Source organism: Providencia vermicola, from assembly GCF_010748935.1.
Classification (GTDB): Bacteria; Pseudomonadota; Gammaproteobacteria; order Enterobacterales; family Enterobacteriaceae; genus Providencia; species Providencia zhejiangensis.
Map to the genome: position 1 here is coordinate 3,057,415 of NZ_CP048796.1, position 16,674 is coordinate 3,074,088.

At 39.7% G+C, this 16,674-nt stretch carries 11 protein-coding genes, 1 tRNA gene and 3 pseudogenes; 2 read left to right on the forward strand and 13 right to left on the reverse strand.

The features are described from left to right. Positions 1 to 28 precede the first annotated feature (28 nt). Genes G3341_RS20550 through tssK form a run of 4 tightly spaced genes read right to left on the reverse strand, consistent with a single transcriptional unit; the run spans position 29 to position 7,618 of the window. Positions 29 to 3,172, reverse strand: a complete 3,144-nt coding sequence (locus tag G3341_RS20550; protein ID WP_208852752.1) for a hypothetical protein — start codon at positions 3,170 to 3,172, stop codon at positions 29 to 31. A gap of 39 nt (positions 3,173 to 3,211) precedes the next feature. Then, on the reverse strand, positions 3,212 to 5,569 hold the full coding sequence (locus G3341_RS13865; protein WP_154624585.1) for a type VI secretion system Vgr family protein: 2,358 nt from the start codon (positions 5,567 to 5,569) through the stop codon (positions 3,212 to 3,214). A 49-nt stretch (positions 5,570 to 5,618) separates the two neighbouring features. Further along, a complete protein-coding gene (gene tssL / locus G3341_RS13870; RefSeq protein ID WP_154624584.1) occupies positions 5,619 to 6,272 on the reverse strand; it encodes a type VI secretion system protein TssL, short form in 654 nt (217 codons plus the stop codon). Beyond that, positions 6,269 to 7,618: a type VI secretion system baseplate subunit TssK gene (tssK, locus tag G3341_RS13875; protein ID WP_154624583.1), complete on the reverse strand. Its 1,350-nt coding sequence runs from the start codon at positions 7,616 to 7,618 to the stop codon at positions 6,269 to 6,271. Before tssK ends, tssL begins: the two co-directional genes overlap by 4 nt. Before the next feature lie 813 nt (positions 7,619 to 8,431). Between tssK and G3341_RS13880 the strand changes: the two are divergent. Beyond that, a pseudogene (locus G3341_RS13880) lies at positions 8,432 to 8,669 on the forward strand (GTPase family protein); the annotation flags it as partial. Between the two features lie 155 nt (positions 8,670 to 8,824). On the opposite strand, the gene G3341_RS20745 reads toward G3341_RS13880, so the two are convergent. From G3341_RS20745 to G3341_RS13895, 3 genes and pseudogenes are all read right to left on the reverse strand, one after another. Next, positions 8,825 to 9,010, reverse strand: a complete 186-nt coding sequence (locus G3341_RS20745) for a hypothetical protein (RefSeq protein WP_230085903.1) — start codon at positions 9,008 to 9,010, stop codon at positions 8,825 to 8,827. 619 nt (positions 9,011 to 9,629) lie between these two features. Continuing rightward, positions 9,630 to 10,350 (reverse strand): annotated as a pseudogene (locus tag G3341_RS13890) (IS3 family transposase); the annotation flags it as partial. 165 nt (positions 10,351 to 10,515) lie between these two features. Next, positions 10,516 to 10,875 (reverse strand): MerR family transcriptional regulator, encoded by a 360-nt coding sequence (locus G3341_RS13895; protein ID WP_154624582.1) that lies wholly within the window; start codon positions 10,873 to 10,875, stop codon positions 10,516 to 10,518. A gap of 78 nt (positions 10,876 to 10,953) precedes the next feature. Here G3341_RS13895 and G3341_RS13900 point away from each other — a divergent pair, with 78 nt between their 5' ends. After that, complete coding sequence (locus G3341_RS13900; protein WP_163862580.1) at positions 10,954 to 11,736, forward strand: SDR family NAD(P)-dependent oxidoreductase; 783 nt, start codon at positions 10,954 to 10,956, stop codon at positions 11,734 to 11,736. 465 nt (positions 11,737 to 12,201) lie between these two features. Here the strand turns inward: G3341_RS13900 and G3341_RS13905 are convergent, their stop codons facing one another. The 6 genes and pseudogenes from G3341_RS13905 to G3341_RS13930 all read right to left on the reverse strand — a co-directional run bounded on the left by G3341_RS13905 (position 12,202) and on the right by G3341_RS13930 (position 16,534). After that, the gene (locus tag G3341_RS13905) at positions 12,202 to 12,996 is read right to left on the reverse strand and encodes an antA/AntB antirepressor family protein (protein WP_163862583.1); all 795 of its coding nucleotides are present in this window, start codon (positions 12,994 to 12,996) and stop codon (positions 12,202 to 12,204) included. 21 nt (positions 12,997 to 13,017) lie between these two features. Next, positions 13,018 to 13,293 carry a hypothetical protein gene (locus tag G3341_RS13910; protein ID WP_163862586.1) on the reverse strand — a complete coding sequence of 92 codons (276 nt, stop codon included), beginning with the start codon at positions 13,291 to 13,293 and terminating at the stop codon, positions 13,018 to 13,020. 15 nt (positions 13,294 to 13,308) lie between these two features. Beyond that, entirely contained in the window at positions 13,309 to 13,701 is a 393-nt protein-coding gene (locus tag G3341_RS13915) for a hypothetical protein (protein WP_163862589.1), read from the reverse strand. Further along, positions 13,701 to 13,898 (reverse strand): helix-turn-helix transcriptional regulator, encoded by a 198-nt coding sequence (locus G3341_RS13920; RefSeq protein WP_163837073.1) that lies wholly within the window; start codon positions 13,896 to 13,898, stop codon positions 13,701 to 13,703. The genes G3341_RS13915 and G3341_RS13920 overlap by 1 nt, the downstream gene beginning before the upstream one ends. A 1,184-nt stretch (positions 13,899 to 15,082) precedes the next feature. Continuing rightward, a pseudogene (locus tag G3341_RS13925) lies at positions 15,083 to 16,295 on the reverse strand (tyrosine-type recombinase/integrase). A 151-nt stretch (positions 16,296 to 16,446) separates the two neighbouring features. Next, a tRNA-Ser gene (locus G3341_RS13930) sits at positions 16,447 to 16,534 on the reverse strand. Positions 16,535 to 16,674: the final 140 nt, after the last annotated feature.

A 16,674-nucleotide genomic window follows, 5' to 3' on the forward strand; every position in this document is an offset into this window, starting at 1 on the left:
TGATTAAACTCCCATTTTAATAAAAGATTTATGCACCATCATCCGACCAATGCGGTTCATCAACAACTAATTTAATGACCCCAAAAGATGCCCCTGCATCAAAAAGATTTTTCAAATTTTTAATTGGAACGTTTGCACCACTGCCGTTAATCAAGCTTTTTCCAATTATATTCGTAATCGTCATATCAATAGCTCTTCTCTGGGTGTGCCTAGAGGTCAATGATGGTTTATATTTAATGACATATGCCCTATCCATTTGCTGCGCAGCTTTTTTTGCTGATGCTAAATCACCATTGTGCGTCCAATCAATATTGACTCCTTCTTTTTCTGGAACTTTACTCGGGTCAAAATTTTCCCGCGAGATGGCATATGCATAGTGCATAAGGTAAGCGCGTTCTGGTGGTCTGAATGTGGCAGAAATTCTTACATTTCCCCCTGCATCTCTTATAGCTTGTATAAAGCGGGTGACAGAGGAAGAAAAATCAGGTGTCAAGTCATTAACATCGACGCTTGTCGGAAATCGACTAACCCAGTGTACGCCACTAGGTTCTTTTATTTTTATTGTATTATCCTGTTCAGCGAAGCATGTACAATTATTTATTAATTGTTGGCCTTCCGATATAAGTCTATTTAATCTAACAAGCAACTCATTTCTTGTTATTTTACCATCACTATTACCGTCTTTTGTGTCTATACTTTTATTCGCTTCATAAAAGTTTTTTCCACTTAATTTGTCTTTTTCTACACTGTACATAATGTAGTCGTTATCTTTACCCACAGCTTCAGGACAAAAAATATACAAATAAATATCTTCAGGAGATTTAACTCTGTTCAATATTAATTTATTGCAGAGAAAATATAGTTTCACAACATCTAGTTGCTCCAATTCATCCATTAATGCAAGATCTTGTTTTGTATATCTTTTGTTATTAATGTTATTTATCTGAGTTATTGCTTCACCTGTAAATTGAATTAGACCTACGGCATTATTTTTAGCAATCGAAGGATCCGAGATTATATTTTCTCTAGGTACTCCTTGATATCTTTTTTTTGTTTTTCCACTTGAATCAGTATATGGAAGTAATTTTATCACTGAAGATGAAAACGTTCTTGATGTTTCCGCTGCAATACACGCCATTAAAACATTGGCATAATCATACTTTTTCTCCTCCCCCCATAGTTCAGAACAGATTCGTAAAATTTTTCGTCTAAATTCGCATCCTTTGGTGTTTCCAAGTTTTTCTGAAACAGTTTTACCCCATATTAATTTGACGCATTCATAATCTGTTTTAATTGCCGATAAAAAAACTAACGGATGCATATGCCACACTTCAGGACCGATTTTTTCATTAGTCACATCCTGCATCCAAACCATACTATCAAGAAACTCTTCGCTGTAAGAACGCCATAAGGGCGCTTCTTCACTGAGTATATTTAAAAATTTTTGCCAAACACTATCGCTTTTCTTGTAATACCAATCACTAGGGTGTTTGACTATGGTTTTATTGACGATATGGGAAAACATCGGGTTATGAAAAGCGCGGCGGTATTCCTCGGGTGAGTAAGTTTCTTGTTTATCCGATTTAATCTTATTAATTAGTCGCTGATAATTATGGGCGATAATTCCTTTTTGCGGCACAGAGGAACCCGTGATTTCGGCTTTAATATTTTCATAAACTGAGCTGATAAATTCGACTTGGGGTTGCACATGACCATTTAAGTGGTCAAATGCATCTGCATTTGCAACTAAGGCTTTAAATCCTAACTCTGCAAGGTCGCATTGGGAAAGAAATTTTGAGTATTGGGCGATATTTTCTTTAATAAGTTGGTCTTGATGCCCCATAGCCCCGAGCTCATTTGTTTTTTTGCCTAATGCTCCGAAAGCTGACTCTTGTAATTTTTTCTTGTCAGTTTCGTTGAGCTCATTTAACGTTATTTTCGGTATTGCCCCTAAATATTCTGGTAGCAAGTAAAACTCTTTATTATCTTTGCCTTTTTCTGTTTTTAACTCACTCAGTTTAAATATTTTTTCCCACTCAACCACGCGTTCTGTTTTTATAAAATCATCACCTTGCTTGTCCCACAGCATTAAATCGGGCAAACATTTTAAATACAGGGGCTTATCATGCCCAATCTTTTCTGGATTTTGCAAAAATTGAGGCAAATTGTCATCGGCACTAAAACACTCTATATGGACTTGATAGCGTGAATCAATCCCTTGTTCTTTAGGCGCTTGATAGAAGCCCATATGGCCAATACTATCGCCTGCCTTAATGGTTGTTGGTGTCGTTAAACTGACCACCTTATCAAATTGCATCATTTCTTTGGCAGGGCTGACTAACTGTTGCCACCAACTCGGCTCTATCTCAGGCAAAATGTTATTGTTATCCACCAACGTCCAACATTGGTCTCCCACGTTTAATTTTGATGTGCCTGCTATTTTTTCAATTGTCACCAAGCCATAAAGTCGCCCATTCACTGCTTTAAGCTGGCGTTGACTATCATGTTTATCCCAAGAAACAATGGAGCCTTTTGGTAGCGCGTCTAATTTGTTCTGGTCTTTATAAGTATTCGTGCCAGCAACCGCTTTCCATTCTGGTGAATAAGTCGGCAGCTTATCTTGTGTAATCCATGAGGGATTGGCTTGATAGGCGGAATATGGAGCAAGGTGCATATAGAGGGTATAAAAGTGCAGTCCGCTCTTTTGTGTTTCACCTGGTTGGATATAGTGGCGCACCAATACAAATGAACCAGATAAATTTAAATTACCGTTTTTCCAACCTAGAGGTAGATAATCTTTATTCATTCTATAGGCAACGATTTCTCCATCCGCCATACAGCGAATAGCTTGCTGCCCTTTATAAGGAATAGGGAAACTCGCCTTTTCGGTGATGGCATTACCACTTAAGGCACACCAAGGCGTAGTCGCATTGGTAATATGGATACCGCTGTGCCACATTCCATTACGACCCAACAAGTAGTTCCCTGTCGATTCCCCGCTCACATGCGCCATGATTTCATCTAGGTTTGAAAATTCTTGACCACGTTCATTTTTAGGGATAGGAAAAACAATCTTTATATTTTTGTTACCCAAAATTTTATTATTCTCAGTATTCTTTTTTTCTGGATTCGACACGGTACCGTTAGTTGTATTACTGTTTTTATCTGCCATTACAATTCCTTAAATACTCGTTGATTTTTAACCATCCCCTTAATCATGCAATGGGTGCTTTGTCACTAACTTCTGTATTTCAATGTCCGTCACATCAAACTGCAATGTTTCACATGCGATATCGCTTCCAGATCCTGGAACAAGGTAATTCGCGGCTTTGATGATGTAATCGCCTGATGAACCATGTTCAACACCTTGTCCGCTCAATTTTAGGTATGAGCCGCCGCCGTTAAGGGTCAGGGTTTGCGGTGTCGATATCACAATTTCATCTTCGCTGCTGGTGATGGTGATTTGCTGCTGGGCAAACAACTCCATCGTATTGTGTTGGGCACTAATTTCCACAGCGCCTTGGTTTGCAATGATTTTCACTTCTTCTTTGTGTGCAAATAACCCTAATGCTTTTTCAACAGCGACGGATAAGTTTTGCATCGCGCCCATATCAAGATGCTGCCCTGCGTTAACCATCGTGTTACCTAAACTATTTAATTGAAGGTGTTCACCAGACGTTAATGCAATTCCTTGCGGCGCACTGGCAAGTAACACGGCGGATTGTAACTGCTGTAAACGAGAATCTAAGAGGTCGATTTGCGATTGAACATCTGCGGCGAGTGCACTCGCTTTTTCCGCTGTTTGAGACAATGTTTGCATCTGTTGGTTAGCTTGCTGGATTTGCTGCACCGCTTGGGTCATGTCCAGTACATCCCCTTGAGCTTTTGATTGCTCATCTGCACTGATAAACACCCCTTTTCCTGCGCGGATTGCACCGTGTTCGTCAGTACGTAATTCAAACCCTGCTCCGCGCTGTTCTCGCTGCGCATTAACCAAGTGACCTAGATTGAGTTGGGTCTTGCCATACTCCGTCGCCAGTTTGATATGTTCTTCCTGACGCTTATCTTCCATGCGCAGTTTGTTATTGGCTGGGGTTCTCAGCACATTGCGGGTATGATTATCGCGTGTTACGTGATCGGGATGTTCAGAGTCATGCTGCGCATAAGCAATATACGGTCGGTCAAGGTCACCACCGTCAAATTGCACCGACACTTCAGTCCCATCCAATAAAGGTGCATGCCATCCATAGGTATCACCTGCATAAGGCTTGGCTAAACGTAGCCATAAATAAGCAAATCCCGCCTCAGACGACTCTCTATCAAAATCCAATTTCACTCGATAGCGCCCGAATTCATCGAGCCACGCATAGGTATCGCCTTTTTCGCTACTTTCTACTCGCGCGGGCAATGTTCCGGCAATGATAGGCCGAGGGAGTAAAGGAGGTCGGAAGCATAAGGTTTCACGGTAGAGTTGCCCGGTAAACTGCACCTGAAGGCTAGCATCTCGAGCGCCATGATGGCGAACATGGGTGATTAACACACCGTCTTTCGCCAGCTGAGGAAAGACACCAGTCATTTCTAAGACTTGACCAGGCGCCAGCATTGGGCTGGTCGACTGCCCCGACACCCACGATTGGGCATTAAGAATGCGTTCATGGCGTAGTTGAGAAAAAAAGGCACCACTTTCTGGGGTATCAATATCACCGACATTCAAGAAAGGTTCCGCATAGTGGTACACTTCCCCTGTAGTGACTCCCTCAAACCCTGAAATTGCTTCAGTGCTATCTTGAGGCGTTAATGCCTGACGGTAGTTATAATCACGGGTTGCGACCCCCTCACTAACCACCTGATGCGAAATTTGCAATCCCCAGACACTGTCTTGCCCATTGTCACTCATACCTGATTCATGGCGATAAGGCAGTGAGACGCCAAACTGGTAGTGTTCTTGGGCGTCATGGAAAATCACTTTATCCAATTCTAATTGAGTGTCCATTTCCATACGCCAATAAATGCCGACTTCAGCAAGAAGTCGTTGAATAAAGGCTAAATCCGTTTCCCGCCACTGGGTAATCAGTTCTCTGACCGGATATTCACGAGAAAGCTGAAACTCAAAGTCTGCCCCCTCCAAACCATGACGGCGCAGTACTTTTTCAACCACTTCCGTGACCGATTGATTTAAATACACTTCACTGCGTTTGGTGTACTGAAGTAAGGCAATACGTGGCATTAATATCAAGCTGTACCGCGTTTCATCCGTAGACGTTTTCAGGTGTTTGAATTCACTGATAATCCCATACACCGTTCGTACCGATTGATTAGGAAAACTGGGCAATAATGACGTTTGATAGGTAAAGGCCCCCGACTTCAGTAACATCTGCTCGGGAGTGATATGTGCATTGCTGCACGTTACTGTCACTTCATACCGCCAAGGTTGACTGAGGGCCTCTTCAGATTCAAAGCTCAGTACATCTAAGAAATCAGAACAGTCCTGAACCGTTAAATGATAACGGGCGTGAGAAACTGCGTTCTTCACCGTTTGTGTTAATGCATTGATGACTGAATTAGGCATATTCTATTCCCTCAGAAATGGACACGAAGTGAAAGTAAAGACGAGGCGATTACACTACTGACAACAATTGATTGAGCCATGTTTGACCGCCCCAAGTGATGGCGGTAATACCAATAAGCAACAATGCACTCCAAAACCCGAAAGAGCGCATCAATTTTAGACTGGATTTTTGATGATACTGGATAACTAACGGCAAAGTAGACTCCGGCGGTGATATCTGTGCAGTCAGTTTATCCATTAATAATTTTCGCTCGGGACTTAGCGCTTCAGTTGTAGCCTCGTGGGCGCTAAAACCGAGCATTAAGACTCGATGGAAGCAGGTTAATACGGCATCGTTCGGTTGAGCCTGCCCCAACACTGAGCGAATACGATCCCATAATGCTTCCCCTGCATCCAACGATGAAAAATAGCGCGCTTGTAAGGGGGCAACTCGCCAAGCATAGAATGCGTCACCTTCTTCATCACCCCGAGCCAATAGTTCCATCGCGGTTTTATCCAATAATGCACACTGTGCATAGATAATGTGCTCAATATTCTCGGAAGCTAGTTTTGTTTGGCCCAATGCACTTTTTACGACATCAATTTGTTGACAACACGTATCGTAAAGGGACTCTGAATCGTGGTCATACCGACCGTATTTTAGCTGGGTCACCATCAACCAGGTTTTTGCCATGAGTTTATCGATATCGATGTATTGGTTCATGAGCGTAATACCGCAAACAGTTCTAGCTCTAAGAAACCAAATAAAGATGGCACATACAGCATACAGACACCTTCTTCCAACATTTCACGCATCTCCGGAGCCTCCATATCCAGCGCAAAGTATTGGTTTTCCATGCGCACAGGGAGTGCCGCAGGCACTCGGTCAACCGGTGTGAGTGGAATACCATTTAATGCTTTACTGTAAAGTGTATTAACCGTATCAGGCGCACCAATTTTGCACAGCGTTGGGAATTTTTCGGCAATTTCCCACGCGGTTTTATCAGAACGAACAGACAGATAAAAATCCGCTTCCTCTCTAAGCCTGAGGTCATGCAATGAAGCTCGCCAAGTTTGTGGGTCTGGGTGCGTCATTTCAAGCGCAATCACGCGTGAAGGCAAGCTGGTTTCTAACAAGGTACTGAGCAAGTCAAACAAAGGTGGGAACGTATTTTCTAGGTCGTCATGGACATAGGCAGGAATGGTTGCAAGATCATGCTCTAACGAAAAGGTTAATAAACTCCCCGCCAGACGCGTCAATTCAGCCCAAATGATTTCAGGGTGGCGCTGTGGGTAGCGTTCATAATTCATCAGAACATTAGCATGGGAGTTTAAGGCGTTTAACAACCAAAATAAGGAAACATCAGCGACGGCAAAATCGGCTAAACGCTCATTGCTTTCTCGACGCATTGCCATCAGTCGTTGGCAACGAGAGCGTATTTGCCGATTCAGCAAGGCTAACCGTTCTTGTAGCTCTCGACTCGCAGAAAATTGAGTCATCGGAGGAATAAACTTTCTATCTATAATCCACCCTCCCTGACCATCACGAGTTAGACGCGCAATGGGACACGTTTGCCAAGCTTCATTATTTTCATGTTGAAAACGAATAGCGATATTAAAGCGAGCAACGGCCATGGATTCATCATCTTGACCAAATAAGTCCGACACATTCACCCACTCTTCACGATAGCGTAACGCGCGTTCTGAAAAAGCCCCTTTTTTTTGAACATTCACGATCCCTTGCTGGAGAAGTGGCAATGCTAACACAATAACAAGACTGTCTGTTTGAGATAACGCGGCTGAATTTAATTCTCGGGGCTCAGGAGTGATATCACTGACTTGCGTATCGACTAATGCCCCATCAGGTAACCATGCCCTTAATTGGTGAACTTGTAAACGACCAGACGACAAGAGCGATTCGTCAAGTTCCACTTTTTCTATCCCCCAAGTAAAGGGAGAGGATAAACCTGAAACACCTTGGTTTGTAAAGTCTTCCCACTGAGCTTGTTGTTGAAATTGTTGCGGAGAGAGCAATGCCCCTTCATTCCATAATGGGCGGTAAATTTTCATTTTATGATCCTTTTAAGCAAAGATAATCGGCATGTTAACTCGTTTTTCTAATGCGACACGAAGGTGAGATAGGCGTTCAACAACTCTCGAAAATGAAATATTTCTAATATTTTGATACGCTACCGCCCTTAGCTGTCACCCAAAGCCCATAAGGTTAAAATAATCTATTGTTGTCCAAACAAATCAATCCAGATTAATAAAAATGCCATTTTAAAACGTCCGCCCCCCATCAAATGATGAATTCGATTGATAGACAAACTAAGATTAAACGACCATATCCTAAATACACTATTCAAATTATAGGGATTAACGGATAAGCCAGCAATTATTTTTATTAATTTACCTTATGTGACGATAAATACGCATAATAAGCGTTATAGACTAGCTGAACTAGAAATAAAATGTATTGTAAGGTAACAGAATGAAATACTCTGGAGTGAAGACGAACTTAAGAAGGTATGTTAGCGCATTCAATGCTGTGTTGTATGTTATCAATTAGAAAAGTAACGTAAGAAAATTTAATATATTATACCTATACTATGAGTGAAGAATGTTTCTTTCCAGTTTCTCAATACGATGCTTACTTTCATGATTCGCCTCAGTATTGCGTGATAAGCATCAGAGATAGATGGGATAACGAAGCCAGTATGTAGAAAATGATGATCGACTTTATCGGTGATTTTGTCTAACTCTTCCGCTATAAGCCCAGTAGAATTCACTCATGTAATAGGTTCAAACGCATATAGAAATAACTGTTTTTCAATGCGTTTTCTTGGTTTCATAACAATCTAACAATCCCCTCTTTAATTTAGAGATTTAGCAGAGCAATTAATACAGGCTTGACCGACAGAGACTAGTAGCGGAGGTAGCTAGGCAACTGAACAACACTTACCGGACGCAATCCGTGGAAAATTCAGCACGTAACGATTTTGGGCAATATATCAGTGATATTGTTGATACTTTAATCGACATCATTCCCTTGTCACCACTGATAAAAAATACGATTAGTACAGTCAAAAATAGCATCGTATCTGTTGCTAAATCCCTGTAGAGCCTGTTCTTTTAACTTCTTACGTTAACTCACCGTTTAACCTTGCCGTAAATCCCTGCTGTAATTTTGTTGTGATTTTGTTTCAATCTTGCTGCTCATAATAGATAACCTATTGATATATTAGGTAACACATATTTGCATCACGGTAACTTATACTAAATAGTAACTATCTGCGCCCCTGTTAGCTGATAACCATTAAACCATTCATAGCGACCTGTAACCGTGGCTTTGTTTTCTTTCTGGCAGGTCATTAGCTCCAGCGCGTTAATATGGAATGCCACTAGATTTAATGGGTACGGGCTACGCTTGTCACTCTCCGCCTGAATAGTCATTGTGGCCATAACTTTACCTGTGCGGTTCTAACTCTCTCAGAGGCTTTTATTACCGTTCCTGACGTGTTGATCCTGATTGATTTCGCTTTTCTCATTTTTGGTTTATTCATCTTGATACCATCACAATATAAGCCATCGGTTAAAATATAATTCAGGTAGGATTCTGTGTGTATAGGTAATCAATCTAATTATCAGAGGTGATCGAAACGTTAATTTAACCATGATGATACGGGATTATCCTGTATATGGCTATAACCTGTTGATTATACTTAATTCCGTTAAAACGACGGAATCAAAATACAACTAATTGATAACGTTTAATTCAGTCACAAAACCAGATTAACGCTCATTGGTCATCGTTTCAGTGACCAATGGTAAGAGGTGGCAACACATTGTTTTTATTGCGAGAGGTCACAGTGACCACTAACCTTGTCACAACTCATTGATGTAACTACTAACGGTCAAATTGATCGCCAGAAACCTCACCGTAATCTCACCGTTATCGGCTTAATCCTCCCCGTAACATCCCCGTTTAATCTTGCCGTAGTTCGTTATTGTTGCTATCTATCTTTCCCTCATTAGTGAGGGCAACATCAATTTTATAATATTACGTTATGTCCACTCCCCTTTAATTGAGACACACCAATTTAGCGTTTTCTAACTGTTGACGATAGGCCTCCGGTGGGAGGTGATTTAAACTTTCATGGGTTCGATTTTGGTTATAATCTTACAGCCAAAACCACGCTAATTCTCGCACTTGGCTTAATGATTCAAATAAATACGCATTTAAAAACTCACGACGGAACGAACCATTAAAACGTTCGATAAACCCATTTTGCTACGGTTTTCCCAGTTGAATATGGCACAGAAAAATTTGGTTATCTTCACAATAATTCAATAAGTTAACTGAAATGAGTTCAGGACCATTATCGACTCGGGTCTGTTTCGGCAACCCTCTTTTCGGCTTTTAAACGATCAAGCACCCTGATGACGCGTTCAGCCGGTAATGACGTATCAACTTCGATCGCTAGGCATTCACGCGTTCCTTCATCAATAATATTGAGGGTTCTGAAGCGTTTGCCGCAATATAAACTGTCGTGCATAAAATCCAATGCCCATTGAATATTCGGGACTTTCTCTATGACTAATGGTCTTTTTTCACGCTTCGGAAGCACTTTTTTAACCCGTCGTTTCAGATTTAATCCTAATTCACAATAAACGCGATAAACTCGTTTATGATTAAAAGGATAACCTTGAAATCTCAATCGAAAATAGCATTTCCAGAATCCCGACTGTGGAGATTTAGCTAAAACGGATTGTATGGCATCGATGACGATTTTATCTTTCTCTAATTATAGCTGTCTTATTTTAGGGGAAGTGGACAATGCCAGTAGAAAGCGTGATGATGTAAAGAGATTGTGGGTGGAATGCTCTAAAAATAGCAGGAGCATTTAAGCACCACATCCACAATAATATATGGTGCTTGTGAGTTAGTCGTGTAAGTCAATTAGTATTCATTTTTTTAATTGTTCTTGATAATGCTGAATCTTAAGTTTTAAGTTACTTAAGTGTTCATTCAAAGATAAAATTTGCTTTTCAAGGTTAGCGTAGTGTTCAGTCAGCAAATTCATTCTCTCAAGTGAGGTAGATGAGCCTATATTTCTTAGTATCGAGTATTCTTTAATCTTTTTTAAAGGCATACCCGTTTCTTTTAAGCGAGTAATAAACTTAACCCACTCAATATCATCTTCAGAATAGTACCTATGATTATTGGTTTGCCTAGATGATTTCAATATTCCTTCTTTTTCATAGTATCTAAGGGTGTATATGGTGAATCCGGTTAGTTGTGCAAACTGACTGATTGAATAATTCATGTATTACCTAGAAATTCCTTGACCTAGAGTTAACTCTATCTTTTACCATTTTGAGACTTTTGTCAAAGAGGGTGTGTTATGAAAAATAAACATTATGCGGTCGTTACGGGTGCGAGTTCAGGTATTGGACGTGAAATTTCAATAAAATTAGCTGAACGCGGGTTTAATATTATTGCAGTAGCGAGGCGAGACTCCTTGTTGAATGAATTGAAAGTCGAATTAGGCAAGATTAATGAAGGCATTGAGGTTGTCACAAAATCATGTGATTTATCTATTATCGATGATGCTATTTCACTTTATGAAGAGCTGAAAGTTTTTGATATTCGAGTATGGGTAAATAACGCTGGTGTTGGGTATTATGGGAAAGCATTTTCTCAGCCAATAAAAGATACAAAAGCTTTATTAAATTTGAATATTAATACACTCGCGATTTTATCGTTAATGTTCGTGCGCGATAACCAGAATATTGATGGTTCACAGCTGATCAATGTAAGTTCAGCAGGAGGATACACTATAGTACCTACAGCCGTTACCTATTGTGGTTCGAAATTCTTTGTCAGCTCTTTTACTGAGGGGGTGGCACATGAATTATTAAACTTAAACGCTAAAATTAAAGTTAAACTACTGGCTCCGGCAGCTACTAAAACAGATTTTGGTCGAGTTGCTAACGGGGTAGAATATTATGATTATGATAAGGTGTTTGGTACATATCATTCTAGCGAGGAATTAGCTGATTTCTTCATTCAGCTATATGATTCAAATAATGTTGTTGGATACGTCGATAGAGAAAGTTTTAGCTTTAAATTACTAGATAATAAAATGCCTTACGCGAACAACAACCAATTTAATCAAAAAATATAAGTACGATGAAACCGCCAAGGCATAAGCCGAGGCGGTTATATATAATTGGCCTTATCAACGAAAGGGAGCACCAAATATCACATGAAAAAATCATGATAAGTGACTTTAAACGTTGATGATTTAGTGACACGTTAGGACAATAGTTTTTTGGACATCGTATAGGGGCTAATGTGGATAGAATTATTTGATTTTAGAGTAATAAATAAAATGAAAATATAAATTTCTATCCTTAGGGTGACGCTAATTATGAAAAGAGAGCTAAAAATAACAAAACAAAATTCACATGCGTTATTAAATTAATAGTGTACGAAACCGCCGGATTGGTACATATAGTTATAACCATGTACGAAAACTAGTATAGTTAATTTCATACTCGAAATATAATTGATACATTCATTTCGTATAGGCAATTTAATTATGGATACACCGCTTTGGGTGTATCAAATGTTGTTAAGCCAACCATCATTAGTTAGCCTCCAAACGCTGAACTAACCAACGTTGCGCCAACTCAGTTAATTGCGCCTTTCTCTGCGCAGTAGGTGTATCTAAATCAAGGAAAGCACAATTACGAGCCTCTAAGTAGGCTAGTAGTTTTAACTGCTCTGTGCTCATGTTATCTCTGATTTCTTTAGACTTAATGCCTTTGCTTTTAGCCCATTGAGTGGGGTTGACACCAAGTATCAATTTATTGATAAAACGTGACTCATTGCTATACGCAAAGCCTTTCTGGTTGTCACCTGTGCGCTCAATATAGCCTTTCATCGCCTCGGCCATATTTTTATGATCTTCACATGCAGCAACACGATTTTTGCGCCAGTTCTGCATAACGGCTTTATGTTCTTCTGGCGCGGCTCTGCGCAGTCGCTCCTCACATTCGATAAAATATTGGCGTGCTAATTTGCCCTGGTCATTACGTTCAACCATAGACAGCTCTTTTCCCATGTTGAGGCTGACAATATAGTCATGCTCGAATTTCTGCCTAAATTTTGTGCTCCCCCGTTTTGGTGAGCTCAAATTTTCCACAACGATATAATCGATATTCTCAACAAAGCCATATTGTTTAATTCGCCCTTTAATCCAGCTAGTATAGTCACGACCAACTTTTAGAAATGAATGTAATTTACGACTACTCACTGATTGAATTTCTTTCCCGTTAATACGGTTATTAATAACAGGAATTAAATAATCAAATGTACCCGCTAGCTCATTTTCAGGCAGAGTGCCCCCCTGACCAGTTATGGCCATATTTTTATTTTTCATAAGTTTTGCCCTTTTATTTAGTTAATTAAGAGCTGTCGCGACAACACGGGATAGCTTGACTAAATTTGTCTGCAAATACTCGCAAAACCGTACATGAATATAAAAAACATTATTTTGCGTGAATTTGCACAGATACTGTGATAGCCCTTTTAAACTTAAATAGTCATTTCCAAAATTGTAATATTTTACTTTTACATCAATAGGATAAATAAAATCAGAAATAACATTTAGAATACTTTCTTCCCTGACTTTAGGGTTAGAGAAGCCCTGACCCATTACGGCCATTTTATTTTTCATATTGCTATTTCCTTATTATTCGACTGGGTAAAGCGTTAAAATCAGATCTGATTGATGGATAGAAATTCCGTCATACCCACCAGCACAAGCTCGGCTATTGATAAGATCAATAATCTTCTTTGCATCTTTCTGGTTACGAATACGGTAACGATAATGCGACCCTATCCCGTCTGGGTTCGGTTCGTCAGTACGTTCTAAGTTAATATTTAATTTACGCTCCAGTTCTGAAAAGTAATTACGGCCTGATGATAAGCGGCAATACTTTAAAATATCGTTTTCGGTAGAGCCGTTATAGGCAGATAAAAAATATTTCCATGCTTTGATTTTTTTCGGTGGGTTCTTTGATAGAATAGATGCTGTCGCGTTATCCTGAGATGCCACCTGTGGCGGGTGGTTTTTCTTTTCCATTAAGCCACCTCTCCAGTACGTGATTCAGCAATCTTATTTGCAATCCACTCATCTACTTCTGACTCAATAAAAGCAACAGAGCGAGTACCTATTTTTACTTGCTGTGGAAAGTCATTTTCTTTAATTAATCTATAAATCCATGCCTTGCTGTAACCTGTGCGTCGCAAAACCTCTGAAAGCCTAATCAGATTATTCATAGAATTTTCCTTAATGTGATATGAAAAGATATGCGAAAACGCCCTATACATAAATGTATAAGGTATATAACGCATATTATGGTTTATATTTTAGGGTATTTTTTGAGTGATGGGCTTATTGTTTAAAATAAAATAATTTCAATAATAAGCTGATTTGCGCTCACTGCCTGTGCCTAGAGCCTTGAAAAGAACATAGCTATAATTAATGAATATTTGATAAGGTAATATATCCATTGATATAGATATGAGCTTTGCTCCTGATGCAGGAGCGAAATAAATTTTAAAGAACAGAACTACACTCCACAAAGGCGGAGACTTAAATTTCAAAGAACAATTTACTAATTTGAATAATTACAATTATATAATTCAAATTAGCTGATTGCCATTATCGACCTGAACTACATACATTTAGTAAACAGAGCAAAATCATTAAGTTGTTTACTAAAAGCTCCCGTTTGCAAGGAGCGCAGGTCATTTTTTAAAGAACAAGTAGCTATCTGTACAAGTTTTGCCACAAATACTATTTTGTGTTGAGAACTCATCAAAATGCTACACAATAAGTTAACCTTTTTGCACACGATGCATGTGCCGATATTATTATAAAAGAGCAAATAGCCTAATTTAAAGGCTATCAATACAACTTATATGCTCTGAGAAGTTCCTCTGAGTGTTCCTTATTTGTTACAAGCTGGTTCAGCCACTAGTCAAACTAAAAAAACAGTATATCAAGCACTTCAAAAGCGCCACTATGGCAGATTGTCCCTGAGAATTTACTCTGGGCATACTCACATTTGTAAAAGAGCATTTAGTCACTTTATCAGTGACTCCATTCTGATAGCTAATAACTGGTTGCTATCAATGTTGTTAAAGAACATATCGCGCTTTTTCAGCGCAGAGGTGTTAAAGAGCTAAGTCCACAATGATCTACTGCGGTACTATTTGGTATATTATACTGTAATAATAAACAGTCAAGCTTAAGAAGCGATCAAAGTCTATCGCCGCAATTTTACATGGTCTATTAAAGTCTACCAGAGTGTACTTTTATTAGATATTAAGATTTATCTTACACCATTAAGGCCTGTCTAAATTCACGGGTTTAAAAATAAACCACTTAATGATAGCTATTTCAGGTACAAAAAAACCAGACCTTTCACTGTCTGGTTCTGTATGTGGTTGCTGGTGGATTAAGCGCGTTTAAAGTTACCGTGGACAACATTATCCCCATTCTCTAATGCCCCCATGTAATCAGCGTACCATTGAAGCATTTCTCTACGGCCATCAATGTACTGAGCATGGTTATACGTTCCACGGATAGAGTTTTTATCAACGTGCGCTAGCTGTGTCTCAATCCATGCCGTGTTATAGCCTTGTTCGTGTAGGATAGTGCTCATTGTGTGCCTGAATCCGTGACCTGTGGCTCTACCACTGTAACCCATGCGTCTAATCATCGTATTCAGTGCCATATCTGATATATGTTTTCTATAATCAGTGCGACTAGGGAATATATATTGATAACTGCCACTGATAGGGTGTATCTGTTTCAACAAATCAATAACCTGCTCTGATAGTGGTACAATATGAGGGCGGCGCATCTTCATTTTTTCAGCCGGTATTTCCCATACTCCAGTATCAAAGTTAATTTCTGACCATTCCGCCTTTCTCAATTCGCCTGGTCGAACTCCGGTTAATATAAGCACCCTTAATGCCACTCTTACAATCTGGCTTCCCATGTACTTATCAATAGAAGAAAGAAACTCTGGTAATTCACTTACTGAAAGATGGGCGTAGTGCTCACGCTTATGAGGAACAAAGGCACTAGCTAAATCTGGTGCAGGGTTATACTCTACCCTACCCGTGATAATGGCGTACTTCCACACCTCACCGCAACGTTGGCGCACTTTCTTTAGTTTCTCAGTTGCTCCGCGCTTTTCCATAATAGAAAGCACTTCAAGTAATTCCATGGGTTTGATTTCGGCAATCGGGCAATGACCTATATAAGGAAATACATCTTTTTTCGAATGCGTCCATCATGTCATCACGATACCCAACAGACCAGCGATCTTTTCTGCCCTCATACCATTCAAGGGCAATATTTTTAAAGGTGTTTTCAGTTTGATTAATGGTGATCGCTTTTTCTGCTTTTCTGGATTCATTTGGATTAATAGCATTGGCGATCTGTTTTCGTGATTTGTCTCTTTTCGCTCTTGCTTCAATGAGAGTGACAACAGGATAGATACCTAACGATATCATTTTAGTTTTGTCAGCAAATTAATAGCGATAACGCCAGCCTTTGGAGCCGTTAATTTCAACTAATAAAGATAGCCCGTTGGCATCCGCCAGCGTGTAGGATTTTGCTTTTGACTTGGCACGCTTGATTGCCATGTCTGTTAGCTTTATAAATCACCAATATTGTAGAAGGGAATTCGATACAACAAATTGCAGAGATTTAGAAAGTCGATAGTCGATTTTATTAGCGTGAGATTTTGTTAGGAGATTGGATTATTACTGAATAATAGGAGATTTCAGAAAACGCTAGGAGATGTTGAAATGGCGGAGGAGGAGAGATTCGAACTCTCGGATGGTTTCCCATCGGCGGTTTTCAAGACCGCTGCCTTCAGCCGCTCGGCCACCCCTCCGCAATGACGTGCACTATAAACATCTGGGCTTTCGATGTAAACCCTTATTTTTATCAATTGCTATAAAAATAGACGCTTAGCGTATCGTTGGGCTAAATTATCGGCATATTTAACAGGTTACTTGGGTTATTGACTATTTT

What these genes read in the sequence shown, in the direction of transcription:
- G3341_RS20550 (WP_208852752.1), bottom strand. Translation starts at nt 3,172, where the DNA reads ATGGCAGATAAAAACAGTAATACAACTAACGGTACCGTGTCGAATCCA.
- G3341_RS13865 (WP_154624585.1), bottom strand. Translation starts at nt 5,569, where the DNA reads ATGCCTAATTCAGTCATCAATGCATTAACACAAACGGTGAAGAACGCA.
- tssL (WP_154624584.1), bottom strand. Translation starts at nt 6,272, where the DNA reads ATGAACCAATACATCGATATCGATAAACTCATGGCAAAAACCTGGTTG.
- tssK (WP_154624583.1), bottom strand. Translation starts at nt 7,618, where the DNA reads ATGAAAATTTACCGCCCATTATGGAATGAAGGGGCATTGCTCTCTCCG.
- G3341_RS20745 (WP_230085903.1), bottom strand. Translation starts at nt 9,010, where the DNA reads ATGGCCACAATGACTATTCAGGCGGAGAGTGACAAGCGTAGCCCGTAC.
- G3341_RS13895 (WP_154624582.1), bottom strand. Translation starts at nt 10,875, where the DNA reads ATGAATTATTCAATCAGTCAGTTTGCACAACTAACCGGATTCACCATA.
- G3341_RS13900 (WP_163862580.1), top strand. Translation starts at nt 10,954, where the DNA reads ATGAAAAATAAACATTATGCGGTCGTTACGGGTGCGAGTTCAGGTATT.
- G3341_RS13905 (WP_163862583.1), bottom strand. Translation starts at nt 12,996, where the DNA reads ATGAAAAATAAAAATATGGCCATAACTGGTCAGGGGGGCACTCTGCCT.
- G3341_RS13910 (WP_163862586.1), bottom strand. Translation starts at nt 13,293, where the DNA reads ATGAAAAATAAAATGGCCGTAATGGGTCAGGGCTTCTCTAACCCTAAA.
- G3341_RS13915 (WP_163862589.1), bottom strand. Translation starts at nt 13,701, where the DNA reads ATGGAAAAGAAAAACCACCCGCCACAGGTGGCATCTCAGGATAACGCG.
- G3341_RS13920 (WP_163837073.1), bottom strand. Translation starts at nt 13,898, where the DNA reads ATGAATAATCTGATTAGGCTTTCAGAGGTTTTGCGACGCACAGGTTAC.